This window comes from Pseudomonas fluorescens (assembly GCF_902497785.1).
Classification (GTDB): domain Bacteria; phylum Pseudomonadota; class Gammaproteobacteria; order Pseudomonadales; family Pseudomonadaceae; genus Aquipseudomonas; species Aquipseudomonas fluorescens_BO.
Genome location: NZ_CABVHK010000016.1, coordinates 149634 through 175715 on the forward strand (window position 1 = coordinate 149634; position 26082 = coordinate 175715).

Annotated in this window: 23 protein-coding genes and 2 tRNA genes; 17 read left to right on the forward strand and 8 right to left on the reverse strand. The window is 59.1% G+C overall.

Annotated elements, in window-relative coordinates; all coding sequences use genetic code 11:
* Positions 1-340 precede the first annotated feature (340 nt).
* From F8N62_RS23290 to pdeM, 7 genes are all read left to right on the forward strand, one after another.
* A complete protein-coding gene (locus F8N62_RS23290) occupies positions 341-1123 on the forward strand; it encodes a transporter substrate-binding domain-containing protein (RefSeq protein ID WP_150712882.1) in 783 nt (260 codons plus the stop codon).
* A gap of 56 nt (positions 1124-1179) precedes the next feature.
* Positions 1180-1908 carry an ABC transporter permease gene (locus F8N62_RS23295; protein WP_150712883.1) on the forward strand — a complete coding sequence of 243 codons (729 nt, stop codon included), beginning with the start codon at positions 1180-1182 and terminating at the stop codon, positions 1906-1908.
* Positions 1905-2615: an ABC transporter permease gene (locus F8N62_RS23300; protein ID WP_150712884.1), complete on the forward strand. Its 711-nt coding sequence runs from the start codon at positions 1905-1907 to the stop codon at positions 2613-2615. Before F8N62_RS23295 ends, F8N62_RS23300 begins: the two co-directional genes overlap by 4 nt.
* 9 nt (positions 2616-2624) lie before the next feature.
* The gene (locus F8N62_RS23305; protein WP_150712885.1) at positions 2625-3743 is read left to right on the forward strand and encodes a succinylglutamate desuccinylase/aspartoacylase family protein; all 1119 of its coding nucleotides are present in this window, start codon (positions 2625-2627) and stop codon (positions 3741-3743) included.
* A gap of 13 nt (positions 3744-3756) precedes the next feature.
* On the forward strand, positions 3757-4521 hold the full coding sequence (locus tag F8N62_RS23310; RefSeq protein ID WP_150712886.1) for an ABC transporter ATP-binding protein: 765 nt from the start codon (positions 3757-3759) through the stop codon (positions 4519-4521).
* Positions 4522-4727: 206 nt separating this feature from the next.
* Complete coding sequence (locus F8N62_RS23315; RefSeq protein WP_150712887.1) at positions 4728-7214, forward strand: ligase-associated DNA damage response DEXH box helicase; 2487 nt, start codon at positions 4728-4730, stop codon at positions 7212-7214.
* Entirely contained in the window at positions 7214-7867 is a 654-nt protein-coding gene (gene pdeM / locus F8N62_RS23320) for a ligase-associated DNA damage response endonuclease PdeM (protein ID WP_150712888.1), read from the forward strand. Before F8N62_RS23315 ends, pdeM begins: the two co-directional genes overlap by 1 nt.
* Before the next feature lie 118 nt (positions 7868-7985).
* On the opposite strand, the gene F8N62_RS23325 is transcribed toward pdeM, so the two are convergent.
* Together F8N62_RS23325 and dcd are read right to left on the reverse strand one after the other, a co-directional pair.
* Entirely contained in the window at positions 7986-8195 is a 210-nt protein-coding gene (locus tag F8N62_RS23325) for a hypothetical protein (protein WP_150630745.1), read from the reverse strand.
* 106 nt (positions 8196-8301) lie between these two features.
* A complete protein-coding gene (dcd, locus tag F8N62_RS23330; RefSeq protein WP_110658603.1) occupies positions 8302-8868 on the reverse strand; it encodes a dCTP deaminase in 567 nt (188 codons plus the stop codon).
* Between the two features lie 354 nt (positions 8869-9222).
* On the opposite strand from dcd, the gene F8N62_RS23335 reads away from it, so the two are divergent.
* Complete coding sequence (locus F8N62_RS23335; RefSeq protein ID WP_002554837.1) at positions 9223-9432, forward strand: cold-shock protein; 210 nt, start codon at positions 9223-9225, stop codon at positions 9430-9432.
* 164 nt (positions 9433-9596) lie between these two features.
* On the opposite strand, the gene F8N62_RS23340 is transcribed toward F8N62_RS23335, so the two are convergent.
* The gene (locus F8N62_RS23340; protein ID WP_150712889.1) at positions 9597-10604 is read right to left on the reverse strand and encodes a DUF481 domain-containing protein; all 1008 of its coding nucleotides are present in this window, start codon (positions 10602-10604) and stop codon (positions 9597-9599) included.
* Positions 10605-10856: 252 nt separating this feature from the next.
* On the opposite strand from F8N62_RS23340, the gene F8N62_RS23345 reads away from it, so the two are divergent.
* From F8N62_RS23345 to F8N62_RS23360, 4 genes are all read left to right on the forward strand, one after another.
* On the forward strand, positions 10857-11210 hold the full coding sequence (locus F8N62_RS23345; protein ID WP_150712890.1) for an MGMT family protein: 354 nt from the start codon (positions 10857-10859) through the stop codon (positions 11208-11210).
* 43 nt (positions 11211-11253) lie between these two features.
* Positions 11254-12813, forward strand: coding sequence for an AmpG family muropeptide MFS transporter (locus tag F8N62_RS23350; protein ID WP_150712891.1), 1560 nt, complete (start codon positions 11254-11256; stop codon positions 12811-12813).
* Between the two features lie 130 nt (positions 12814-12943).
* Entirely contained in the window at positions 12944-14659 is a 1716-nt protein-coding gene (locus tag F8N62_RS23355; protein WP_150712892.1) for a proline--tRNA ligase, read from the forward strand.
* Between the two features lie 17 nt (positions 14660-14676).
* The gene (locus tag F8N62_RS23360; RefSeq protein WP_150712893.1) at positions 14677-15630 is read left to right on the forward strand and encodes a hypothetical protein; all 954 of its coding nucleotides are present in this window, start codon (positions 14677-14679) and stop codon (positions 15628-15630) included.
* A gap of 95 nt (positions 15631-15725) precedes the next feature.
* On the opposite strand, the gene dinB is transcribed toward F8N62_RS23360, so the two are convergent.
* Positions 15726-16787: a DNA polymerase IV gene (gene dinB / locus F8N62_RS23365; RefSeq protein ID WP_150712894.1), complete on the reverse strand. Its 1062-nt coding sequence runs from the start codon at positions 16785-16787 to the stop codon at positions 15726-15728.
* Between the two features lie 301 nt (positions 16788-17088).
* Between dinB and F8N62_RS23370 the strand changes: the two genes are divergently transcribed.
* From F8N62_RS23370 to F8N62_RS23385, 4 genes are all read left to right on the forward strand, one after another.
* Positions 17089-17165 (forward strand) — tRNA-Met (locus F8N62_RS23370).
* A 297-nt stretch (positions 17166-17462) separates the two neighbouring features.
* Positions 17463-17539: transfer RNA gene (locus tag F8N62_RS23375), tRNA-Met, on the forward strand.
* A gap of 277 nt (positions 17540-17816) precedes the next feature.
* On the forward strand, positions 17817-20459 hold the full coding sequence (mprF, locus tag F8N62_RS23380) for a bifunctional lysylphosphatidylglycerol flippase/synthetase MprF (RefSeq protein WP_150712895.1): 2643 nt from the start codon (positions 17817-17819) through the stop codon (positions 20457-20459).
* A complete protein-coding gene (locus F8N62_RS23385) occupies positions 20459-21754 on the forward strand; it encodes a virulence factor family protein (protein WP_150712896.1) in 1296 nt (431 codons plus the stop codon). The genes mprF and F8N62_RS23385 overlap by 1 nt, the downstream gene beginning before the upstream one ends.
* A gap of 295 nt (positions 21755-22049) precedes the next feature.
* Here F8N62_RS23385 and F8N62_RS23390 read toward each other — a convergent pair whose 3' ends face one another.
* The 3 genes from F8N62_RS23390 to F8N62_RS23400 are packed head-to-tail and all read right to left on the reverse strand — an operon-like array spanning position 22050 to position 24056.
* Positions 22050-22721 carry a PP2C family protein-serine/threonine phosphatase gene (locus tag F8N62_RS23390; protein ID WP_150712897.1) on the reverse strand — a complete coding sequence of 224 codons (672 nt, stop codon included), beginning with the start codon at positions 22719-22721 and terminating at the stop codon, positions 22050-22052.
* Positions 22718-23416: a hypothetical protein gene (locus F8N62_RS23395; RefSeq protein ID WP_150712898.1), complete on the reverse strand. Its 699-nt coding sequence runs from the start codon at positions 23414-23416 to the stop codon at positions 22718-22720. The genes F8N62_RS23390 and F8N62_RS23395 overlap by 4 nt, the downstream gene beginning before the upstream one ends.
* Before the next feature lies 1 nt (position 23417).
* Positions 23418-24056, reverse strand: coding sequence for a MarR family transcriptional regulator (locus tag F8N62_RS23400; protein ID WP_150712903.1), 639 nt, complete (start codon positions 24054-24056; stop codon positions 23418-23420).
* A gap of 681 nt (positions 24057-24737) precedes the next feature.
* Between F8N62_RS23400 and F8N62_RS23405 the strand changes: the two genes are divergently transcribed.
* Positions 24738-25043 (forward strand): DUF3077 domain-containing protein, encoded by a 306-nt coding sequence (locus F8N62_RS23405; RefSeq protein WP_150712899.1) that lies wholly within the window; start codon positions 24738-24740, stop codon positions 25041-25043.
* A 212-nt stretch (positions 25044-25255) separates the two neighbouring features.
* On the opposite strand, the gene F8N62_RS23410 is transcribed toward F8N62_RS23405, so the two are convergent.
* On the reverse strand, positions 25256-26082 hold an 827-nt coding region (locus F8N62_RS23410; RefSeq protein ID WP_191632427.1), incomplete at its 5' end, for a KUP/HAK/KT family potassium transporter.

Genomic DNA, 26082 nt, shown 5'->3' on the forward strand with positions numbered 1-26082 from the left:
GAAGCGGCCCGAAATTCGCCAACCGTGGTGTACCAGATACAGCTTGTAAAATAGCTACGACTGCTTCGCAGCCGAACGGGGATAAATCCCCTCACCACAAATCCCCTCACCACACTAGCTCGCTCCCACAGGAATTCGCACCACGTGGAACCATTTTAGTGCGGGCTTTTCCCGACGCCCGTTTTCGTGCATAAATCCCCCGCTGCCATTTCTTGAATCACCTTTTAAACGCTTGTTCGGCACTCTGGTTCGGAAATTGCTACTTTGAATGGGTCTTACGCTTTCCAGTAACAATAATTCTGCGCCACAAGCGCTCATATTGGTTCTTAGGGATTGAATAATGAAAAAAGCATTGCTGACCCTTTCTGCACTGGCGTTGTGCATGGCTGCGGGTTCCGCGTTGGCCAAGGAATACAAAGAATTGCGTTTTGGCGTTGACCCTTCCTACGCTCCATTCGAGTCGAAAGCGGCCGATGGCAGCCTGCTGGGCTTCGACATTGATCTGGGGAACGCGATCTGCGCCGAGCTGAAGGTCAAGTGCAAATGGGTCGAAAGCGATTTCGACGGCATGATTCCGGGCCTCAAGGCCAATAAATTCGACGGCGTGATCTCTTCGATGACCGTCACCCCGGCCCGCGAAAAAGTCATCGACTTTTCCGGCGAGCTGTTCTCCGGCCCTACCGCTTACGTGTTCAAGAAAGGTTCCGGCCTGAGCGAAGACGTTGCGTCCCTGAAGGGCAAGACCGTTGGCTACGAGCAAGGCACCATTCAGGAAGCCTACGCCAAGGCTGTGCTGGACAAGGCCGGGGTGAAAACCCAGGCCTATCAGAACCAGGATCAGGTGTATTCGGACCTGATGTCCGGTCGCCTCGACGCGGCCATCCAGGACATGCTGCAAGCCGAACTGGGCTTTTTGAAGTCGCCTAAAGGCGAAGGCTACGAAGTCAGCAAGCCGGTCGACAGCGAATTGCTGCCGGCCAAAACAGCTGTCGGTATCTCGAAAGGTAACAAAGACCTCAAGGCACTTTTGGATAAAGGTATCAAAGCGTTACACGACGATGGCACCTACGCCACCATTCAGAAGAAACACTTTGGCGATCTGAATCTGTACAGCGGCAAATAATGCGCGGCGCCCATCTCGCGATGGGCGCTTTTTTCATCCCGTCAGGTTGCTGATTAATGTTCGAAAACCTCTTACAGAATCTGGGGCTCTCCGCCTTCAGCCTCAAGGGCTTCGGTCCGTTGTTGATGGAAGGCACCTGGATGACCATCAAATTATCCGCGTTGTCGCTGCTGGTGGCCGTCTTGCTCGGCCTGCTCGGTGCCACCGCCAAGCTGTCGAAAGTCAAACTGGTGCGCGTGCCGGCGCAGATTTACACCACGCTGATTCGCGGCGTGCCGGACCTGGTGCTGATGCTGCTGATTTTCTACAGCCTGCAAACCTGGCTGACGTCGTTCACCGATTTCATGGAATGGGAATACATCGAGATCAACCCGTTCAGCGCCGGGGTTATCACCTTGGGCTTCATTTATGGCGCGTATTTCACTGAAACCTTTCGCGGCGCGATCCTCGCGGTCCCCCGAGGTCAGGTCGAAGCCGCCACCGCTTATGGCCTCAAACGCGGCCAGCGCTTCCGCATTGTGGTGTTCCCGCAGATGATGCGTTTCGCCCTGCCGGGCATCGGCAACAACTGGATGGTGATGCTCAAGGCGACCGCGCTGGTGTCGATCATCGGCCTCGCCGACCTGGTCAAAGCCGCCCAGGACGCCGGCAAAAGCACCTATCAGCTGTTTTATTTCCTGGTGCTGGCCGCGCTGATTTACCTGCTGATCACCAGTGCGTCCAACTTCATCCTGCGCTGGCTTGAACGCCGCTACGCCGCCGGTTCCCGGGAGGCCGTGCGATGATCGAACTCCTGCAGGAATACTGGAGACCTTTCCTTTATACCGACGGCTACAACATCACCGGCCTGGCCATGACCATGTGGCTGCTGACGGCCTCGATCGTGATCGGGTTTTTGGTGTCGATCCCACTGTCCATCGCCCGGGTATCGCCGCATTTCTATGTGCGCTGGCCGGTGCAGTTCTACACTTATCTGTTCCGTGGCACGCCGCTCTATATCCAGTTGCTGATTTGTTACACCGGGATTTACAGCCTGGCCGCGGTGCGCGAGCAACCGATACTCGATGCGTTCTTTCGCGATGCAATGAACTGCACGATCCTCGCCTTCGCCCTGAACACCTGCGCTTACACCACGGAGATTTTCGCCGGAGCGATTCGCAGCATGAACCACGGTGAAGTCGAGGCCGCCAAAGCCTACGGCCTGACCGGCTGGAAGCTGTATGCCTACGTGATCATGCCGTCAGCGCTGCGTCGTTCGTTGCCGTATTACAGCAACGAAGTGATTCTGATGCTGCACTCGACCACCGTGGCGTTCACCGCGACCATACCGGACATCCTTAAAGTCGCGCGCGACGCCAACTCGGCGACGTTCCTGACCTTCCAGTCGTTCGGCATCGCCGCGCTGATTTACCTGACCATTACCTTTGCGCTGGTTGGCCTGTTCCGCCTCGCCGAACGTCGATGGCTGGCGTTCCTCGGGCCGACCCACTAGGACTTGCAGATGCGCCATCAGATACATGACCTGCTCGCCCCGCTGCCGGGGACCGCACGACAGATTCACAGCTTCCACTTCGGCCCGACGTCGGCCCAAGGCAAAATCTATATCCAGGCCTCCCTGCACGCCGATGAAATGCCCGGCATGCTGGTGGCCTGGCACCTCAAGCGGCGCCTGGCCGAGCTGGAGGCCGCCGGCCATCTGCGCAGCGAAATCGTGCTGGTACCTATCGCCAACCCGGTTGGCCTCGAACAAGTGTTGATGGATGTACCGCTGGGTCGCTACGAGCTCGAAAGCGGGCAGAATTTCAATCGCTGGTTCGTCGACCTGAGCGAAGAAGTCGGCAATGCGATCGAAGGCCAGCTCGGCGATGATCCGCAACGCAACCTCGAACTGATCCGCAGCAGCCTGCGTCAGGCGCTGGCGAAGCAGACGGCCAGCACCCAATTGCAATCCCAGCGCCTGATCCTGCAACGACTGGCCTGTGATGCGGACATGGTGCTGGACCTGCATTGCGACTTCGAAGCGGTCGCGCACTTGTACACCACGCCGCAGGCCTGGCCGCAGGTCGAGCCGCTGGCCCGCTACATCGGTGCCGAAGCCAGCTTGCTGGCCACCGACTCCGGCGGTCAGTCGTTCGACGAATGCTTCACCCTGATTTGGTGGCAATTGCAGGAACGCTTCGGCGAGCACTTCGACATTCCGCCGGGCAGCTTCTCGGTCACCGTCGAACTGCGTGGCCAGGGCGACGTCAATCACCCGTTGGCCAGCCTCGACTGCCAGGCGTTGATTGATTACCTGATTCATTTCGGTGCGATTGCCGGCGAACCGGCGCCATTGCCCACACTGCCCTACCCCGCCACGCCACTGGCCGGCGTCGAACCGGTGGCCACGCCCGTGGGCGGTTTGCTGGTGTTCACCGCGCTGCCGGGGGAATACCTGGAGGCCGGGCAACTGATCGCCGAAATCATCGACCCGATCAACGATCGCGTCACCCCCGTTCATTGCACCGCCGCCGGGCTGATGTACGCCCGTTCGCTGCGGCGCATGGCCACTGCCGGCATGGTGATCGCCCACGTCGCGGGCACCGAAGCCTATCGCAGCGGCTACCTACTTTCGCCTTGAGGATGCATGCCCCATGTACAAACTGACCATCGAAGGCCTGCATAAAAGCTATGGCGATCATCATGTGCTCAAAGGCGTTTCACTCAAGGCCAACACCGGCGACGTCATCAGCCTGATCGGCGCCAGCGGTTCGGGTAAAAGTACGTTCCTGCGTTGCATCAACTTTCTCGAACAGCCCAACGACGGCACGATGAGCCTCGACGGGCAGAACATCCGCATGGCCAAGGATCGCCACGGCATTCACGTGGCCGATCCCGATGAACTGCAACGCATCCGCACGCGCCTGGCCATGGTGTTCCAGCACTTCAACCTGTGGAGCCACATGACCGTGCTGGAAAACATCACCATGGCCCCGCGCCGGGTGCTCGGTTGCAGCAAGGAAGAAGCCGAGGACCGTGCCCGCCGCTACCTCGACAAGGTCGGTCTGGCGGCGCGCGTGGCGGACCAGTACCCGGCGTTCCTGTCCGGGGGCCAACAGCAACGGGTCGCCATTGCCCGCGCATTGGCGATGGAGCCGGAAGTCATGCTGTTCGACGAACCGACCTCGGCGCTCGATCCGGAACTGGTCGGTGAAGTGCTCAGGGTGATCCAGGGCCTGGCCGAAGAAGGCCGGACCATGATCATGGTCACCCATGAAATGAGCTTCGCCCGCAAGGTCTCGAGCCAGGTGCTGTTCCTGCATCAAGGGCTGGTCGAGGAAGAAGGCGCGCCGGAAGACGTGCTGGGTAATCCGAAGAGCGAGCGGTTGCAGCAATTTCTCAGCGGTAACCTCAAGTAAGGGTTCGCCGCAATACCTGTGGGAACGAGCTTGCTCGCGATAGCGGTCTGGCCGACACAAAGAAGTCGCCTGACATGGCCTCATCGCGAGCAAGCTCGCTCCCACAGTGATCAGGTGTCGTTCGAAAGTAGAACAGCACATCAATTAAACTTGTGCGCGCGTACTGCGGTCACTGAAAGAACACTTTCAGAGCGCACGCCGCCGGCATGGGAACCTCCCCCGACTTCGCAAAAAAATGGTTCACCGCTCGCGGCTGGAAACCCTTCGCCTTTCAAAAACAGGTGTGGGCCGCGGTCAGGCAGGGGCAATCCGGGCTACTTCATGCCAGCACCGGCGCCGGTAAAACCTATGCCGTCTGGTTTGCCGCGCTCAACCGCTTCGCCAAATCCATCAAGCCGCCTGCACAACCGCGCAAACGCCAACCGCCTGCCGAACCGCTGACCGTGTTGTGGATAACTCCCATGCGCGCACTGGCGGCTGACACCGCCCGCGCACTGGAAGCGCCGCTGCAGGACTTGCAGATCCCGTGGAGCGTCGGCCTGCGCACCGGCGACACCAGCAGCAGCGAGCGCGCACGCCAGAGCCGCCGCATGCCGACCGCGCTGATCACCACCCCGGAAAGTCTCACCCTGATGCTGGCCCGCGCCGATGCGCAAACCGCGTTGTCGACGCTGCGCATGCTCGTGGTCGATGAATGGCACGAATTGCTCGGCAACAAGCGCGGTGTACAGCTGCAACTGGCCTTGGCGCGCTTGCGTCGGTGGAATCCTGAACTGATCGTGTGGGGAGTTTCCGCGACGCTGGGTAATCAGGCTCACGCGGAACAGGTATTGATCCCACAGGGCGGCGGCATCAGCGTGCAAGGGCAAAGCGCCAAAGAGTTGCGGGTCGACACCCTGCTGCCGCCCGCCGCCGAACGCTTTCCTTGGGCCGGGCACATCGGCTTGAAGATGTTGCCGCAAGTGCTGGCCGAGGTTGAATCGAGTCCCAGCAGCCTGGTGTTCACCAACACCCGGGCGCAATCGGAAATCTGGTATCAGGCCTTGCTCGACGCCCGTCCCGATTGGGCCGGTTTGATTGCCCTGCATCATGGCTCGCTGGCACGCGACACCCGTGACTGGGTCGAGCGGGCGCTCAAGGACGGTCAACTCAAAGCGGTGGTCTGCACCTCCAGCCTCGATCTGGGCGTGGACTTTCTCCCGGTCGAGCGAGTGCTGCAAATCGGTTCGGCCAAGGGTGTGGCGCGGCTGATGCAGCGCGCCGGCCGCTCGGGGCATGCACCGGGTCGCGTGTCGCGGGTCACGCTGGTGCCGACCCACAGCCTGGAGTTGATCGAGGCCGCAGCGGCGCAGGATGCCGTGGCCCAGCGCCGGATCGAGCCGCGTGAGTCTCCGCATAAACCGCTGGATGTGCTGGTTCAGCATGTGGTCAGCATGGCGCTCGGTGGTGGTTTTTTGCCCGATGAGTTGTACGAAGAAGTTCGCGGGGCCTGGGCCTATCGTGACCTCACGGTGCAAGACTGGACCTGGGCGCTGGCTTTCGTACGCCATGGCGGTCTTTCCCTGACGGCCTATCCGGATTATCGCCGGGTCGAACCGGACGAACAGGGCATCTGGCGCGTTCCGGATGCGCGACTTGCTCGGCGCCATCGCATGAGCATCGGCACCATCGTCAGCGATGCGAGCATTCAACTGAAGTTCTGGAGCAAGGGTGGTGGCGGCAAGCAACTGGGGAGCGTCGAGGAAGGCTTCATCGCGCGGCTCAAACCGGGCGACGGCTTTTTGTTTGCCGGGCGAACGCTGGAATTGGTGCGGGTGGAAAACATGACCGCCTACGTCAAACGCAGCACCGTCAAGAAAGCCGCGGTGCCACGCTGGAATGGCGGGCGGATGCCGCTTTCCAACGAACTGGCGCAAGCGGTGGTCATGCGTTTCAGCGCCGCGGCCCGGGGCGAGTTCATCGGCGCAGAGATGCAAGCGCTGCGTCCGCTGCTGGAGGTCCAGCAACGCTGGTCTGGTCTGCCGACTTCGGAAACACTCCTCGCCGAAGCGCTGAAATCCCGTGAGGGCTGGCACCTTTTCCTTTACCCCTTCGCTGGCCGGCAGGTGCATTTGGGGTTGGCGAGTTTGCTGGCCTGGCGCGTCAGCCAGCGGCAACTGTTGACGTTTTCCATCGCGGTCAATGATTACGGGCTCGAATTGCTCAGCGCCACGGCGGTGGACTGGGTGCAGGTGTTGAACCTCGAATTGTTGAGCCCGGAGCATTTATTGAGGGATGTACTCGCCAGCCTGAACGCCGGCGAACTGGCCTTACGCCGCTTTCGGGAAATTGCACGAATTGCCGGGCTGGTGTTTGCCGGTTATCCCGGCGCACCGAAAAGCACACGCCAGGTTCAGGCGTCGAGCGGGTTGTTTTTCGAAGTCTTCAAGCAGTACGACGCCGGGAACTTGTTACTGGCCCAGGCCGGGGAAGAAGTCCTGCGGGAGGAACTGGATATTCGTCGCCTTGAACAGACATTGGCGCACCTCAGTCGACTCAGACTCGATGTGCATCTGATCAAACGTCCTACACCGCTCGGGTTTCCCCTGTTGGTGGAACGCATGCGCGAGAGCATGAGTTCGGAAAAACTCGCCGACCGCATCCGACGCATGGTCAGCGACCTAGAGAAAACTGCGGAAACCGGGAAATCCTGATGAGTGCGCCTTATCCCGTTGTACTGGCCGGCGAAGAGGTGTGGTTATTGCCCGAGAAAGCGATCTATTGGCCGGGCCAACAAGCACTGTTGATCGCCGATGTGCATTTCGGCAAGGCTGCCGCCTATCGAAGCCTGGGTCAGCCGGTGCCGCAGGGCACCACGTCACGCAACATCGCCGTGATCGACGGCTTGCTGGCGGCTTTGCCCTGCCGACAGCTGATCTTCCTCGGCGACTTTCTTCACGGCCCCGGCTCGCATGCAACCGGCACCCTGAGCGCATTGGCGCAGTGGCGAGCACGCCACCCTGAAGTGGTCATGACCCTGATCCGCGGCAACCACGACAAGCGCGCTGGCGATCCACCGCCATCGCTGAATATTCAGGTAGTCCCTGAGCCGATGCTGTTGGGGCCTTTCGCGTTGCAGCACGAACCCGACCCGCATCCGGACCGTCACGTACTCGCGGGCCATGTCCATCCGGTTTACCGGCTGAATGGTCGAGGTCGGCAGCGCCTGCGGCTGGCCTGTTTCAAGCTGGGGGAGAACATCAGTTTGCTACCGGCCTTCGGCGCGTTTACCGGCGGTCATCAGATAGCGCGAGACGAAAGCTGCAGGATATTCGTGATCGGTGACAACGAAATATGGCCTGTCTGACTTGTAGGAGCGAGCTTGCTCGCGAAAAACGTCAACGGTAACGCGCTCTTATGAAAGCCACGGTGACCTTGGGTTTTTCGCGAGCAAGCTCGCTCTTACACATTTATTTGGGCGTGCATCACGCAACCGGCGCGGGAGGCGGCTCATCCGGCAGAGTGGGCTCACCGGGTTCAGTAGGCTGTTCGTTGGGGGTATCGGGATCAGGCTGGCCGGGGATGCCCCCCGCCATGCTGATGGGCGGATGTGCCAACAAGGACCAGGCCAAGACGCCAACCTGATTGGGCTCAAGCCTTGCCAGTTCGGCACTTATTTGCGGATCGATCTTCATAGAGCACTCCTGAGCTAAGGCCCTGCTCGCTGTGCGCGAGCCGGACAGTACACCCAATAGAGTGTCTACCCGCCCAGGAATTCCCACGACCTGTCGCAAGATCCGATCAAGTGCGTGGCAGCGTCACGCCGCGTTGGCCCTGGTACTTGCCGCCACGGTCCTTGTAGGAGACTTCGCACTCTTCGTCGGATTCAAGGAACAGCATCTGCGCCACGCCTTCGTTGGCGTAAATTTTCGCCGGCAGGTTGGTGGTGTTGGAGAACTCCAGGGTGACGTGACCTTCCCACTCAGGCTCAAGCGGGGTGACGTTGACGATGATGCCGCAGCGGGCGTAGGTGCTTTTGCCCAGGCAGATCGTCAATACGTTGCGCGGAATACGGAAGTATTCGACGGTGCTGGCCAGGGCGAAAGAGTTCGGCGGAATGATGCAAACGTCGCTGTGGATGTCGACGAAGCTGCCGGCGTCGAAATTTTTCGGGTCGACGATGGCCGAATTGATGTTGGTGAACACTTTGAAATGATTGGTGCAACGAACGTCGTAGCCGTAACTCGACACGCCGTAGGAGATCACACGGTTATCGTCGCTGCCGCGCACCTGGCGCTCGACGAACGGTTCGATCATGCCGTGCTCTTGCGCCATGCGGCGAATCCACTTGTCCGATTTGATGCTCATGGCGTATTTCCTGAATAGCGAGGTGGAAAAAATCTGTCCGGCATCTTACCGGGGCGCGCCGCCGGGTTCAAAGTCCGAGGCACAATTCTCGGCGATCCCCCGTAATTAGCTGGCCTGAGCGCTGATCGAGTGCACCGTCAGTCACGAAAACAAAGAAACCTTCGCAAGAAGCATTGGCACGTTCGGTAAAAAGGGTTAAGGTGGCGCCACTGTGCTGCTTGTGTCACTGAGAATCTCTACACGATATGTTGAATTTCGATCCAACCATCTACAAGAATTTTTCCTGCTCTTTGCACTCAGTCTCGTCCAGGGTTCTTCCTGGGTCGCAGTTATCTTTGTTCAAGGAGTTACACCATGTCTAATCGCCAAACCGGTACCGTTAAGTGGTTCAACGATGAAAAAGGCTTCGGCTTCATCACTCCACAATCCGGTGACGACCTGTTCGTTCACTTCAAAGCTATCCAATCCGACGGCTTCAAAAGCCTGAAAGAAGGCCAACAGGTTTCTTTCATCGCTACCCGCGGTCAGAAAGGCATGCAAGCTGAAGAAGTTCAAGTTATCTAACTTGTACTTGCTTTAGTAAAAAGCCCCGCCCTTAAAAGCGGGGCTTTTTTGTGCCTGTGTGTTTTTGCCGGGCAAAAAAGATCGCAGCCTTCGGCAGCTCCTACATGGGATTTGTATATACCCGTAGGAGCTGCCGAAGGCTGCGATCTTTTGCTTCTAACGTCTTACCAGGCCACACCAAAACCCGCGGTGTAGCGGGTCTTTTCCAGATCTGCATCGTCAGTACCGCTAATGACGTCGCGCTCGGCCTTCAGGTTAAGCGACGCCCACTCGGTGACCTTGTAGCGCAAGCCCACTTCGGCATCGAGCGCATAATCAGCCACGCCCGACAATGGCTTGCCCACTTCGCCGTTGGTGAAGAACTCCACTTTCTTGCCGATCAGGTAGCGGTTGTAATCCCACTTCATCGCCAGGGAATAGAAGTTTTCCTTGCTGCCGTCGGAGAATTGGTAATCCGTGCGGTTGAGCAGCGAGCCCAGGGAGAATGCGCCCAACTCGTCATCCCAGAACTGGTAACCCGGACCCGTACCGACGGTGCGCTGACGGGAAAGGTCTTCAACCTTGTCGCGCTTGTACACCGCACGCCCCTGCCAGAACCATTTCTCGGTGAGGAAGCGGTCGAGCGAGTACTCACCCCGCCAGTTGTCGGTGGCGACCACGTCATCCTGGAATTCACGGTTGTACTCGCCTTCCGCGATATGACGCCATTTGCCATGGCGCGCAGTGGTCTTGAAGTCGATGTCGTAGTCGTCGGTGTCCTTCTCCGCCCGCTGGTAATCCAGCGCGGCATCGATATTGCCTTTCCAGACCAGGTCTTCGATGACCGGCTTGGGCTTGAGAATCTGCTGAATGCTCGCCAGCTCGACCGTCTTCGGTGCCTCGCCGTTTTCCAGCGTCACCTTGCCATCGTCCGCCGCGTGCAGCGACTTGGCCTTTTCACCGGTGTAAGCATCCTGCTTGACCAGCAACTCCTGGTCACTTTCCAGGGTTTTGACCTGCTTCCAGTCGATCGGCACTGCACCGGCGTATTCGGTCTGAATCAACAGTTTGCCGCCGTCGAACAAAGTGATCTTGCCGCTCAGCTTGTCACCGTTTTTCAACCAGACGGTATCGGCAAGCACAGGAGTGGAAGCACCAAGGACAGCGAGGCACAGCAAGGTTCTGGACACCATAAGCAAATACAGGCTCAAGTTTGCGGGAAAAGTCGGCATTATCCGTAGGAATAAGACCCTAGCAAGGACTGACACAACTATTAGTAGTGAGTTCCTTTCTCAACGGCCGATTGCGGATATTCCCTACAGACGGCAACCAGCTGTAGGAGCGAGCTTGCTCGCGATGCACTCGAATGCGACGCTTTGTTCCAGACAGTTCGCGTTTTCGTTAACGACCATCGCGAGCGAGCTCGCTCCTACAGGAAGCTAACCGTGACCAACCCCACCCTCGAAACCGAAAGCGCCGCGCAAATCCGACGCACGGCGCTCTACCTGACGCTGGCGCAAGTGCCGGAGGGCAAAGTCGTGAGTTATGGCCAGTTGGCAGACCTCGCTGGGCTGGGGCGGGCCGCGCGATGGGTCGGCCGCACACTGAGCCAGTTGCCCGGCGACACCAAATTGCCCTGGCACCGCGTACTCGGCGCCGGCGGCCGGATCAGCCTGCCCGTGGGCAGCCCTTCGGGGGATGAGCAACGCGCACGATTACGCGCCGAGGGCATCAGTATCCTGAACAATCGTGTTGATATTCAGCGCCATGGCTGGCGTCCGGTAGAGCACAGCGGTTAGAGTGCGCGCTTTGTTTCCGTAATCTTGAGGCAGACTTCAGCCCATGCCCCGTAAAACCTGGCGCGCCGCGCTCGCCGCCTATGCCAGCCCTTCAACGCTTGTGCTGTTGTTGCTTGGATTCGCCGCCGGCCTGCCCTACATGCTGGTGTTTTCGACACTTTCGGTCTGGCTGCGTGAAGCCGGTGTGGCTCGCGAAACCATTGGCTATGCAAGCCTGATCGGTCTGGCCTACGCCTTTAAATGGGTCTGGTCGCCGCTGCTGGACCAATGGCGCCTGCCATTGCTCGGCAAGCTCGGTCGTCGACGTTCCTGGCTGGTGCTTTCACAGGCACTGGTGATCCTCGGCCTGGTCGGGATGGGTTTCTGCGACCCGCAAAAACACTTGTCCTGGCTGATCGCCATCGCCGTAGTCGTCGCCTTCGCCTCGGCGACGCAAGACATTGCGGTCGACGCCTATCGCCTGGAAATCGCCGACGACAGTCGCCAGGCCGCCCTCGCCGCCAGTTACATGTCCGGCTACCGGATCGCCGCGTTGCTGGCCACTGCCGGCGCACTGTTCTTCGCTGAAGGCTTCGGCTCCACCGGTTTCAACTACAAACATTCGGCATGGGCCGGCACGTACCTGCTGTTCGCCGCGCTGATGGTCCCGGCGTTGCTGACCTCGTTCTTCATGCGCGAACCGCCGGTGCCGCTGCGCACGCAACTGCAGGCCGGGCGCTACAGTTTTGTCCATCAACTGGCGTCCGTGTTCGTCCTGATCGTGCTGCTGGTGTCCGTTCCCGCGATGTTCACCCAGCTCTACAACACCGATTTCGCTAGCGTGCTGTTCGACGGCGTGAGCCTGCTCGACCTGTTGCTCGACGACCGCGCCTTCCTGCGGGCGATTCTCTACACCACGCTCACTGCCCTGTGCCTGTCGGCCATTGGCCGCCGCGGCCTCGCGCCGGTGCTGACGCCGATCAACGACTTCATTCTGCGTTACCGCTGGCAGGCGCTGCTGCTGCTCGGGCTGATCGCCACGTACCGGATGTCGGATACGGTCATGGGCGTGATGGCCAACGTTTTCTATATCGACCAGGGCTTCACCAAAGATCAGATTGCCAGCGTCAGCAAAATCTTCGGGCTGATCATGACCCTGGTCGGCGCGGGCATGGGCGGCCTGCTGATCGTGCGCTTCGGCATTCTGCCGATCCTGTTCATCGGTGGCGTGATGTCGGCGGGCACGAATCTGTTGTTCCTGATGCTCGCCGACATGGGCGCCAACCTGAACATGCTGATCGGCACCATCTCCCTGGACAACTTCAGTTCCGGCCTGGCGACTTCCGCGTTCGTCGCCTATTTGTCGAGCCTGACCAACCTCAAGTTCTCCGCCACTCAATACGCCCTGCTCAGCTCGATCATGCTCCTGCTGCCGCGCCTGATCGGCGGCTATTCAGGAGTCATGGTGGAGAAGTTCGGCTACCACGATTTCTTCCTGATCACCGCATTGCTCGGCGTGCCGACGCTGCTGTTGATCGCCTTACACTGGTTCCAGGAGAGCCGCCGCGAAGGCCCGACACCCAAGCCTGAGCCGGTTCCGACCCAGGTCGCGGAAGAATCGTAGGAAGCATCGCTGAGGGCGCGGAGATTCCCGCCCTCCTGCCACACCGCCGACCGCGCGCCTGTACGCCAGCAGATCTCGCCCGTACAATGCTCCGTCATTTCTCGTCATCAGCAACCGACAACGGCCAACCATGCGCACCAGTCAATTTTTGCTCGCCACACAGAAAGAAACGCCTTCCGATGCGGTCGTGATCAGCCATCAGCTGATGCTGCGCGCCGGCATGATCCGCAAACTCGCCTCGGGCCTTTACACCTGGCTGCCCATGGGCTTGCGAGTGATGCGCAAGGTCGAAGCCGTCGTTCGTGAAGAAATGAACGCCGCAGGCTCTCTCGAAGTGTTGATGCCGAGTACTCAACCGGCTGAGTTGTGGCAGGAATCCGGTCGCTGGGAAGAATACGGCCCCGAATTGCTGCGCTTCAAGGATCGTCACGGCCGCGACTTCTGCGCCGGCCCGACCCACGAAGAAGTGATCACCGACCTGATGCGCAACGAGTTGAGCAGCTACAAACAGCTGCCGATCAACCTGTATCAGATCCAGACCAAATTCCGTGACGAAATCCGCCCTCGCTTCGGTTTGATGCGCGGCCGCGAATTCATCATGAAGGACGCCTACTCGTTCCACGCTGACCAGCCTTCGCTGCAGGTCACATACGACCGCATGCACCAGGCGTACTGCAACGTATTCACCCGTCTGGGCCTGAAATTCCGCCCTGTCGAAGCCGATAACGGCTCGATCGGCGGCGCCGGCTCCCACGAGTTCCACGTGCTGGCGGACTCCGGCGAAGACGACATCGTCTTCAGCAACGGTTCCGACTACGCGGCAAACATCGAGAAAGCCGAAGCCGTGCCACGGGAAACTTCCCGCGCCGCGCCGACTGAAGAGCTGCGCCTGGTCGACACGCCGAACGCCAAGACCATTGCGCAACTGGTCGAAGGCTTCAACCTGCCGATCGAGAAAACCATCAAGACCCTCGTGGTCCACGCCGAAGAAGCAGGCAAGCTGATTGCCCTGATCATCCGTGGCGACCACGAGCTGAATGAAATCAAGGCGGCCAACCAGCCAGGCGTTGCCAGCCCGCTGGTCATGGCGTCCGAAAGCGAACTGCGCGACGCCATTGGCGCCGGCGCCGGCTCTCTCGGCCCGCTGAACCTGCCGCTGCCAATCATCATCGACCGTTCCGTCGAGCTGATGAGCGACTTCGGCATCGGTGCGAACATCGACGACAAGCACTACTTCGGTGTGAACTGGGAACGTGATCTGCCGGTTCCGACCGTTGCCGACCTGCGCAACGTGGTCGCCGGCGACCCAAGCCCGGACGGCAAAGGCACGCTGGAAATCAAGCGCGGCATCGAAGTCGGGCACATCTTCCAGCTGGGCAACAAGTACAGCAAAGCGATGAAGTGCGAAGTGCTGGGCGAGAACGGCAAACCAGTGACTCTGGAAATGGGTTGCTACGGCATTGGCGTTTCCCGTGTGGTGGCTGCGGCCATTGAACAGGGCAACGACGACAAGGGCATTATCTGGAGCGACACCCTCGCGCCGTTCCAGGTGGCTTTGGTGCCGCTGCGCTACGAAACAGAACAGGTTCGCGAAGCCACGGACAAGCTCTACGCAGAATTGACTGCGGCCGGCTTCGAAGTGCTGCTGGACGATCGCGACAAGAAAACCAGCCCGGGCATCAAGTTCGCGGACATGGAGCTGATCGGCATTCCTCACCGGATCGTGGTCAGTGACCGCGGCCTCGCCGAAGGCAATCTGGAATACAAGAGCCGCACCGAGGCCGAAGCGCAAGCGCTGCCGGTTGCTGACGTGCTGTCGTTCCTCCAGGCCCGTATCCGCCGCTGACACCAGATAGAGAAGTCATGTTCAAGCGAAACACCTTAGGCCTCGGTGGTGCCGCCCTGTGCGGCACCCTGCTGGTCAGCGGCTGCGCCAATCACATGTCGCAACGCAGCGAGCACGAGGAACGTGTCGAGCGCAAACTGCTCGATCACAGCCTGCAGATCGATGTCGGCGAGCCCAAGGTGCTTGAGCTGCCGCAACGTCGGGTGAAGATCCACGAGCAGAAGACCTTCGAGGTCACCGAGTTCGAAGTCACTCGTCGTTACGATCGCTACACGCCCTACCAACCCTGGCGGGAGGTCTACGAGATCCCGCTGGGCGCAGTGGCCGTAGTGGCTGGCGTCGGCGCGAACGTGGTCAACGTATTCGCGCTCGGCAACCTGCCGGATAGCGTGACCAAGGACTGGTTCAGTTACGGCATCGCCGGGCTCAACCCGTTCATGAACGCGCCGTCCAACGGTCGTTCCCAGCAGAATCTCGCCGGTATCGACGAGGTCCAACTGGACAAGCGCACTGAATACTCGAGCCTGCCGTGGAGCGAGCGCCCGGTGGAGGTCAAGGCCGGCAAGGAAACGTTCGAGCTCAGCACCGACAAAAATGGTGTGTTGCGGATCAACCTGCTCGACAGCCCGTTTGCCGAACATGACATCAATCACCTGAGCCGGTTGTTGATCAGCGTCGCCGATTCCCAGGACGATGTGCACAGCGACTCGTCCCTGGCAGTCAGCAGCTCGTTGCGCGGAAAACTGCTCGAAGCCCATGGGCTGATTTATGACGACCTCGAAGACGACGAAGTGAGCCAGTGGGTACACCGGGTCAAACGCCTGTCGGAGCTCGGTCTGGAAGAAGAAGCAAGCGAGCTGGAACAGAGCCTGATCGAACTGACGCGCAACGATCCCGAATTGCAGACCGAATTCCTCAAGTCGCTGACCAAGGATGCCGGTCGACTGGTGGCGGATCCGGGACCGACTTAAGACCTGTTAAAAGATCGCAGCCTTCGGCAGCTCCTACAGAGTACGCATTCCCGTGTAGGAGCTGCCGAAGGCTGCGATCTTTTGATTTTCAAGCCTCAACGCTCAAACAACTCCATCTGCTCAAATCCGCCCCGCAAATCCTCCAGCCGCACTCCAATCCCCAACAACCGCACTGGCTTGCCGCCGCGATTGAACGCTTGGGTCAGCAGCAGCTGATAACTCCCCAGATCCCGCCCTGCCCCGGCCTGCTCCAGCGTGGTCTGGGTAAAGTCATGGAATTTCACTTTGACGAACGGCTTGCCCGGTCGATAGCTGCTGTCGATCCGCGCCATGCGACCCGCCAGGGTTTCCAGCAGTTCGGGCAGTTTGTCCAGACAGCTCACTAGATCCGGCAGGTCCACGTCGTAGGTATTTTCGACGCTGATCGACTGACGCCGACTGTCGTTGTGCACCAAACGGTCATCAATCCCACGGGCCAGGCTCCAGAGTCGTTCGCCAAAACTGCCGAATTCACGCACCAGCGCCAACTTGTCCCATTCGCGCAAGTGCGAGCAATCGACAATGCCGAGCCTGCCCAGTTTGTCAGCGGTCACTTTGCCGACGCCGTGCAACTTGCTCACCGGCAAGCCGCTGACAAAATCCTCGACCTGATCCGGAGTGATGACGAACAAGCCGTTGGGTTTCTTCCAGTCGCTGGCAATCTTCGCCAGGAATTTATTCGGCGCGACACCGGCCGAGACTGTGATGTGCAGCTGATTGGACACCCGACGACGGATATCCTGGGCAATGCGTGTGGCGCTGCCGCCAAAATGCGCGCAGTCCGACACATCGAGGTAGGCCTCATCGAGGGAAAGCGGTTCGATCAAGTCAGTGTAATCGCGAAAGATCGTATGAATTTCCTTCGACGCTTCTCTATAGGCGTCCATGTGCGGCTTGACGATGGTCAGGTCCGGGCACAACTTCAGAGCATGCCCGGAAGACATCGCCGAACGCACGCCATACGCCCGCGCCTCATAGTTACAGGTGGCGATCACGCCACGACGATCCGCCGAGCCGCCGACCGCCAAGGGTTTACCGGCCAGTCGCGGGTCGTCACGCATCTCGATAGCGGCGTAAAAGCAGTCACAATCGACGTGGATGATTTTTCGCTGGGTCATAGGAAAGCGATGTTCATGGCAAAGAAATGGAGTCAGTACGTGCCGGACCGGCAGTATCTCACCGACACCTGTATATAGCACCAGTGGTATGAATGTTCTTTTCGGCACGTAGGAAAAGTAACAGCTGAATTTGTTTTCTCAATCGAAAGACCGCCTACGATAGAGCTGCAGGCCTTGCCACGCCTGACTCACAGCCGGTTACAGCCTTCTCGATTCAAGCTAAGCGATTGAACCAGAAGAAGTTTTATCTCGATTGCAGGTTGACAGCCCAGCGATCCTCTGTAGAATGCCGACACACAGACGCGGGATGGAGCAGTCTGGTAGCTCGTCGGGCTCATAACCCGAAGGTCGTCGGTTCAAATCCGGCTCCCGCAACCAAACATCAAAAAAGGCTACTCGAAAGAGTGGCCTTTTTTGTGCGCGTCAAAAAAACTCATTGTAGGAGCGAGCTTGCTCGCGAAAAACCGGAGGCAACCACGGGGCATCTGGTTTTACGCGTTTTCGTTCACGACCATCGCGAGCAAGCTCGCTCCTACAGGTCTGACGGGAAATCATTCCAACTCCGAACTTTATCCCTCCCCTGCGACCGTTCGCCGCTTAATCACGCTTATTTGACCCCTTTCCAGATTAACGGTTGACACCTCGGCGTATCTCTATAGAATGCCGCCACACAGACGCGGGATGGAGCAGTCTGGTAGCTCGTCGGGCTCATAACCCGAAGGTCGTCGGTTCAAATCCGGCTCCCGCAACCAAACATCAAAAAAGGCTACTCGAAAGAGTGGCCTTTTTTGTATCTGTCGAAAAAGTCCTTTCGCAACAATGACCTGTCATTCTCCGCAGAGACGTTCGAGATCAACGATGCGCCGGGTTCAGACTATGCTGATCCCAGGCCGAACGCTCTAAAACGGATGCCTTGCCATCGCCGACATCCGGTGAGAGGCGTTAATATTTGTGATTATTTTTTTCTACAGGGATTGGTAACTTGGCTCGATACCCCCATCCTGTCGCGCACAATCCAAGAGGTGATTGATGCGCGCCAACTCGTCTGATCCACAAGACACCGTCACAGCGACACAACCGATCAAGGCCGAGCGTTTGCGCTTGCTGGATCTGGTGAGCAAATACCGTCAGCCCATCGGTTTGGCGGTCACGTTGCTACTGTTCGCTATCGCGCTGATTGCCTGTCGCCACCTGCTGAGCGAACTCGATCTCTACGCTCTGCACGACTCTATTCTCGATGTACCGAAACCGGCTTTGCTCGGTGCGCTGCTGGCCACCGTCGTCGGTTTCATCATTTTGCTCGGCTACGAATGGTCCGCCAGCCGCTATGCCGGCGTGACGCTGGCGCCTCGGATTCTCGCCCTCGGCGGGTTTACCGCGTTCGCCATCGGCAATGCCATCGGTCTTTCGATGCTGTCGGGAGGCTCGGTTCGTTACCGTTTATATGCGCGTCATGGTCTGGGGGCAGGCGAAGTTGCCCGCATGACCCTGTTTGCCAGTCTTTCCCTCGGCTGCGCCCTGCCCCCGCTGGCCGCCCTGGCCACGCTGAGTAACCTGCCTGCCGCTTCTGCCGCTCTCGGTTTTTCCGAAACGTTGCTGGGTGCGATTGCCGCCGCAGTGTTGCTGCTGTTTACAGTGCTCGCAGTCGGCATCTACCGTCGTCGCCTGCCGGAGCAACCCTACCCGGACAACCTGCTAGTCAAGATCGGTCGTCGCACCGTGCGACTTCCAGGTCGCCGCCTGACCTTTCTGCAACTGATCATCACCGCCCTCGACGTGGCCGCCGCCGCGACCGTGCTTTATCTGCTGCTGCCGGAAGCGCCGCCCTTCGGCGCATTCCTGCTGGTGTACTTGCTGGCGTTGGCCGCGGGCGTGCTCAGTCATGTGCCCGGCGGCGTCGGCGTATTCGAAGCGATTCTGCTGGCCGCCTTCGCCGACAAACTCGGCGCTGCCCCCCTGGCGGCCGCGCTGCTGTTGTATCGCTTGATCTACGTGGTGCTGCCGTTGCTGGTGGCGTGTTTGCTGCTGCTGATCAACGAAGGCCAACGCCTGTTTCAGACGCGTCAGTCATTGCGTGCAGCGTCCGGTCTGGCCGCACCGATCCTGGCGGTGCTGGTGTTTCTGTCCGGCGTGGTGTTGCTGTTTTCCGGTGTGACGCCAGAAATCGACACGCGCCTGGAACACATCGGTTTTCTGATCCCCCATCGGCTGGTCGACGCCTCGCACTTCGGCGCCAGTCTGGTTGGCGTGCTTTGCCTGCTGCTGGCGCAGGGTCTGCGTCGGCGCCTGTCGGCGGCGTGGATGTTGACCACCATTCTGTTGCTGGTCGGCGCCGTGCTCTCGCTGCTTAAAGGCTTCGACTGGGAAGAAGCCTGCCTGATGACCTTGACCGCAAGCCTGCTGGGGGTTTTTCGGCGCTCGTTCTATCGCCCGAGCCGTTTGACCGAATTGCCGTTCTCGCCGCTGTATCTGGTGTCGAGCTTGTGCGTTCTGGGTGCATCGATCTGGCTGCTGCTGTTTGCCTATCAGGACGTTCCCTACAGCCATCAACTCTGGTGGCAGTTCACCCTCGATGCCGATGCCCCGCGCGGCTTGCGTTCGTTGCTCGGCGCCGCGGTGCTGCTGGTGGTGGTTTCCCTGACCTGGCTGTTACGCACAGCGCGCCCGGTGATTCACCTGCCGACACCGGACGAGCTGGACCGCGCAGTAAAGATCCTGATGGCGTCCGCGCAACCGGACGGCGGCCTCGCCCTGACCGGTGACAAGGCGCTGCTGTTTCACCCCAACGACGAAGCGTTCCTGATGTACGCCCGCCGTGGCCGCAGCCTGGTGGCGCTGTATGACCCGATTGGCCCGACCCAGCAACGGGCGGAAATGATCTGGCAGTTCCGCGACCTCTGCGACATTCACCACGCCCGCCCCGTGTTCTATCAAGTGCGCGCCGAGAACCTGCCGTATTACATGGACATCGGCCTGACCGCGATCAAGCTCGGCGAAGAAGCCCGGGTCGATCTGAGGCGCTTTGATCTCGACGCCAAGGGCAAAGAGATGAAGGACCTGCGCTACACCTGGAACCGTGGCACCCGCGATGGGCTGTCGCTGGAAATCCATGAGCCAGGGCAAGCGCCGATGGATGAACTGAAGGTCATCTCCGATGCCTGGCTGACCGGCAAGAACGTGCGCGAGAAAGGCTTCTCCCTCGGCCGTTTCAGTGATGACTACCTCAAGCATTTCCGCGTCGCGGTGATTCGATTCGAAGGGCGTCCGGTGGCGTTCGCCAATTTGCTCGAGACCTACGGCCATGACCTGGCCAGCCTCGACCTGATGCGCGCGCACCCGGAGGCCCCCAAGCTGACCATGGAATTCATGATGGTCGGCCTGATTCAACATTATAAAAATCATGGATACGCACGGTTCAGCCTGGGCATGGTGCCGCTGTCGGGGTTGCAACCCCGGCGTGGCGCGCCACTGACCCAGCGCCTGGGCTCGATGGTATTCCGCCGTGGTGAGCAGCTCTACAACTTCCAAGGCTTGCGCCGCTTCAAAGACAAGTTCCAGCCTGACTGGGAACCCCGTTATATGGCCGTGCCCGCCGGACTCGATCCGTTGGTGGCGCTGGCCGACACTGCCGCCCTGATTGCGGGCGGCTTGACTGGATTGGTGAAACGCTGATGATTCAACGCTCCTTGAAGTACATCCTGGCCGCACTGATTGTGCTGGCCGTGATTGCCGGCGGCGGCTTCTGGTACCTCAAACGGCCGGCACCCGAGCCGACCCTCGAACGGCTGACGCCGGCCGATGGCGCCGCGATGACCCGCGTCATTCCCGGCAACACACCACGAGCGCAGGTGCTGGTGGCGGTCAATGAAGACCAGAAACTCAGCGACAAACAACTGATGACGCTCAGCCGCAGCGGCTCGGCGCAGATAGTTCAGGTGATCCTGCCCAAGGACTGCCTGCTGCAAAGCCGCGCCCTGCAAGCGGGCCTGAGAGAACTCAAAGGCCCGGCGACCCTGGTCAGCGGCATCGGCCCCGGCGCCGTGCTGGCGTGGCGCTGGTTGTCCGAGCAGAAGGACGCCAAGGCCCAAGCCGTTTCGGTGGACCTCGCGCTGGAAAAACCAGGTTGTACTCATCTGCTGCCGAAAAGCGCCGCCCACGGACATTGGCTGGTGGCGTGGAACGACAACCCGGACGACACCAGTGCCGGTTTCGTGCGCGACCAGCCCAACGCCGAAACCAGCATCAGCGACTACGACATCAACCTGCCGCAAGTGCTGAACAACGAACTGCGCAAGATTCTCGTCGGTGGCGACAAAGCCGCTGGCGGCCTGCAGATTCCAGTGGTTGAAGTCCCGGCCGGCCAAGCCAGGGACACCGTCACCCTGTTCCTCTCCGGCGACGGCGGCTGGCGCGACCTCGACCGCGATGTGGCGGGCGAGATGGCCAAGATCGGCTACCCGGTGGTCGGCATCGACACCCTGCGCTACTACTGGCAGCACAAAAGCCCGGAGCAAAGCGCCCTCGACCTCGCCGAACTGATGCAGCACTACCGGCAGAAATGGGGCACCAAGCGCTTCATCCTCACCGGTTACTCCTTCGGCGCCGACGTCCTACCGGCGATCTACAACCGCTTGGAAGCCTCGGAACAGCAACGCGTCGACGCGATCATCCTGCTCGCCTTCGCCCGCACCGGCAGCTTCGAAATCGAAGTCGAAGGCTGGCTCGGCAACGCCGGCAAAGAAGCCGCCACCGGCCCGGAAATGGCCAAGCTGCCAGCGCAGAAGGTGGTGTGCATTTACGGTGAAGAAGAAACCGACGAAAGCGGCTGCACCGACAAGACTGCCGTGGGCGAAGCGATCAAATTGCCTGGCGGGCACCACTTCGACGAGAACTATCCGAAACTGGCGGGCCTGTTAGTGGATGTGATCCAGAAGCGCCAAGCTAAGGACGCGGCGACTCAGGAGTGATCTGAGTCCCGCCCACAAAAAAGCCCTCGCTGCCACACGGTATCGGGGGCTTTTTCATTCCGCCTGTCACACCACAAATCCCCTGTGGGAGCGAGCCTGCTCGCGATAGCGGCGGCACATCCACCAAAGATGTGACTGACAGAACGCTTTCGCGAGCAGGCTAGCTCCCACAAGGGATTACCAATCGCCTCGAACTCGCCCACAAAAAAAGCCCTCGCTGCCATAAGGCTGCGAGGGCTTTTCGGCATGTACAACCCCCGGCCTGACTTTATGGCGATGGGTCTGCCTTCAAAGTCTAAAGTTGAACATCTATCCACGTTACGTCATCTTCAACGGCGATAAATTCGCTATCCGGTGCCGCCAGCAAGCTGCTTTGCTGCGACTCCGTTAACTCCGCCCAGAAACCATCGGTTACGAAAACCAGTCGCTCACCGACGGCGAGTGGGTGGAAAACAAAGTCAGGGTTAGGGGCACGATTAACCTTCAGGCATCGAGTGATCCAGTTTCGAGCCGGATCTTGTGCCAGCTCGCGATGCGAACGGTCGCGCCTCCAATTGGCCTTGCAATGAGGCGGCGTAATCCACTCGATCGTGCCTGCCGGTGTCACCACACCGCACGAACAGTCACCCTCATACGCCAGCGTGAGCCTCCCATGAGCAGCGACACCGACCAGATAACAAGTGGCTCCGGCCTGGTCCGCAAACAAAGTGGTGTGAAGCTCGGCCAACACCGAATTAAGTACCTGCTCAACTGCTGCGTACTCAGTGATGCCGTCACCCTGATCCATGTGTTTCGGGCAGGTGGATAAAATACCTTTTACGAAACACTCCGCCAGCTGGCCACTGCCCGGCTTCGATGTCCCGTCAGCAATGACGAATAGCCCTCGGTAGCCGTCGCAGAAAACTCCAGCAAAGTCATGATTAGCTTTCCTGGCCTGCCCCATTACTGATCGGGTGACGTATCTCATGCGTTGCCCAGGTCCTTCATGCGCGCGTGAATAATTCGACCTCTACCCGGATTGACCTGCACTGAACCCGAGCTTTCAATCACGTAGTCGGTGCCATCGAGCGTCCTGAGTTCTCGAATTCCAGCGGTGATGAAAGCCTTGAGCTCCGAGCCAGCCTGACTAATTTCTTCCAGAAGCTCTGGACGACCATCAATCAATATGATGATGTCTTCGACATCCTTGTGGTATGGATCGCCTTTGCCACGACCGCTAAAGGCCTCCAGTTTGGTGGCAAGAAAGTAGGTCGGTTTGAAGATCTGAATAACGAAACCGCTGGGCAACGTAAATTTATCTGCATTCGCCAGCCCTTCAACGAACCAACGATTGGCATATCCGAGAACCGCCGGATCCGAAGGCATCACGTCGACGATGACATCGTTGAAGCGAAAACGGCAGTTGACCTCATCCTCGCCGGTAATCTTGAAGTTCTTTGCCGCGAGACGTTCGGTGAGGCGTTGCCATTCGCTAATGCCTGCCAGTTCGATCACCAGGTCAACATCGTCAGTGAAGCGAATGTCGTCGAGCACAGCAGCATCGGTGACCAGCATGGCCGTGGTGCACCCACCGACGAAAGCAACCTCAGCGAGAAACGCTTCTCCCAAGCCGCCAGCAACATATTCTATGAGCTCAAAGTTGTGATCAGCGTTTGACGGCATGCTATTTCAGACCCATCCCGGCCCTTAGAATGTTAATCGCCACGCCACACTCTCGCGGGCCGCCAAGACGGATCGCATCAGCAAGCGCTAAATAATGATAAAGGGTTCGATCTTTCTTGACCGCTACCGGCACGGTCTTGTAGAGGGGCTCTATCGCTTGACCACGCTCAGTTCCCAAGGCGTCAGGCCAAACCGGAATCAACTCGCCAGCGCTCTTGATGCTTTTGGACAACGCTGGCGCTGCGAAACCCGTCGGAATACCGCGAACCATTGCACCCGGTTTCACGGGGAAGAAATATTTTAAAGCGTGCTCGGTGATTTTCAGTAGCTCTCGCCGATTAACTTTCGGCAACCCAGTGTCGTAATCGCTGATAAGCATTCCGGACTCGCGACATCTGGCTATGGAGTTTGAAATCTCACTTTTACTTATTCCAAGAGACGCGGACAGCGCACGCAACGAGTAGCTTTCACTCCAACTCGCCATTGGTGGAGAGGGCACTGGGTCCGACCAGCCTTCCCAACCATCCTCTTCGTTCAGGGGTGAGTCAAACGCTTGAGAGTGGTTCACCCCGTAAAGATTTTCTTCCTGTGCGCGCAGGCTGGCTAGCTTGAACAAAAGCAAAATATCTTGACTCTTCACGATTCTAAAAACTCCAAGTGTCCACATTCCATAAAACGTGGACACTTGTCTCATTGAAAATATTGAATCGTCAAGACCGAATCGACACATCGGCTGCTGTTGATAAATGCCCCATGCCCAGTCGCGTCGGTCTTTTCTGGCGTACCGTGCCCGCATGTGATCGTGGCTGATTGCATAGGTCTCATCAAAACCGGTCAACACGCCTAGTAATTCCGTCATATTTACCCCTCGGACACGCGCCTGATCTTTCGAGCACCGCTCCTGTTGAATAACGCATTGCGCAAGCGTGCCCATGTCCTCGGCTTGTCAAATCACTCGCGGCGTTTAGTTTTCGTTTGTTTCAGACGGCGCGATATCGGATGACGTCCGAAGACCTTGTAGGCAAACTCCGAATCGTGTTTTTTGGGCACTTTGATGCCTTGTTGCGCTTTTATTTGGCGGGATACGCTCCGGACGTCGCTGACCATTCAGCGATCGGGCTTGGAAACCCGTCGAATCGAACGCTACGCCATCCTTCATGAATGCAGCGGATTTCACGGCAGTATTCTTGAGTAATGGCGGCTATGTGTGGGACGCCCTCGGGCGTGCCGGTTCCATGGTTCCCGGTTTCCAACCTGCGCATAGCTGCCACCCATTCGCTTGGAAACGAATGTGGCAGCCTCTCGAACCCTGGAGTAAAACATGACAATAAGAAACCAGCTCGAACCCTCAGAACTAAAAACCATCGGCCTCACCCCCCTCATCTATTGCTCAAACCAACCGCTATTCCATGTCACCCGAGACGTTCCCCTCGGTGATGCATTAGCCATGGCCTCTGATTTTCTGTTCCTGGCCAAGGAACTGAGCAGAGATGCTGCCTTCAACCGTGAAACCGACCGCCACATCTGGGCCGCGCATTATCTGACGGCGATGAGCAAGGCAGTGGTTGATGATGTGATGAAGGTGCTGCAGGGACTTGCTCCGGCAAAAACCGAATCTAAAAAATAATGGTCTGAACACCACAAATCCTGTGGGAGCGGGCTTGCCCGCGATGGCGGTGGGTCAGTCAATAAAGATGTTGGATGAACCGGCCTCATCGTCGGAATGCCGCCCAGACCAAGCCCGCTCCCACAGGGATCTGTGCTGGCTCGGAGTAAGAGCCAGACAATAAAAAGCCCCCGCCGCCTTTACGGCAACGAGGGCTTTTTGATGTCGCGGGCTTACATCTCGACCTGCGTCCCCAACTCAATCACCCGGTTCAGCGGCAGATTAAAGAAGCGCAAATTGCCATTGGCGTTTTTCAACATGAAGGCGAACAACGCCTCGCGCCAGCGGGCCATGCCTTCAAGCTTGGAGGCAATCACCGTCTCGCGGCTGAGGAAGTAGGTGGTGCGCATCGGGCTGAAGTCCAGGTCATCGAGATGACACAACTTCAAGGCCTGCGGCACGTCCGGTTCGTCGACGAAGCCGAAGTGCAGGATCACCCGGAAGAACCCTTCGCCGTGGGACTCGACCTCGAAGCGCCGTGTTGGCGGCACTCGGGGGATGTCTTCATAGACCACCGTCAGCAGCACCACCTGTTCGTGTAACACCTGGTTATGCAACAGGTTGTGCAACAACGCATGAGGCACAGCGTCCGGGCGGGCGGTGAGGAACACGGCGGTGCCCTGGACGCGATGCGGCGGTTGGACGGCGATGCTGCTGATGAAAATCGGCAGTGGCAGCCCCCCTTCGTCCATGCGTTCCACCAGCAACTGTTTGCCGCGTTTCCAGGTGGTCATCAACACAAACAGCGCAATACCGGCGATCACCGGGAAGGCCCCGCCCTGAACGATTTTCGGCACGTTGGCGGCGAAGTACAGACCGTCCACCAGCAGGAAGCCGAGCAATACCGGCACCGCGAGGATCGGTGGCCATTTCCACAGCAACAACATCACCGCCGACACCAGAATGGTGGTCATCAGCATCGTGCCGGTCACCGCCACGCCATAGGCAGAGGCCAAGGCGCCGGAGGATTCGAAGCCGATCACCAGCAGGATCACGCCCA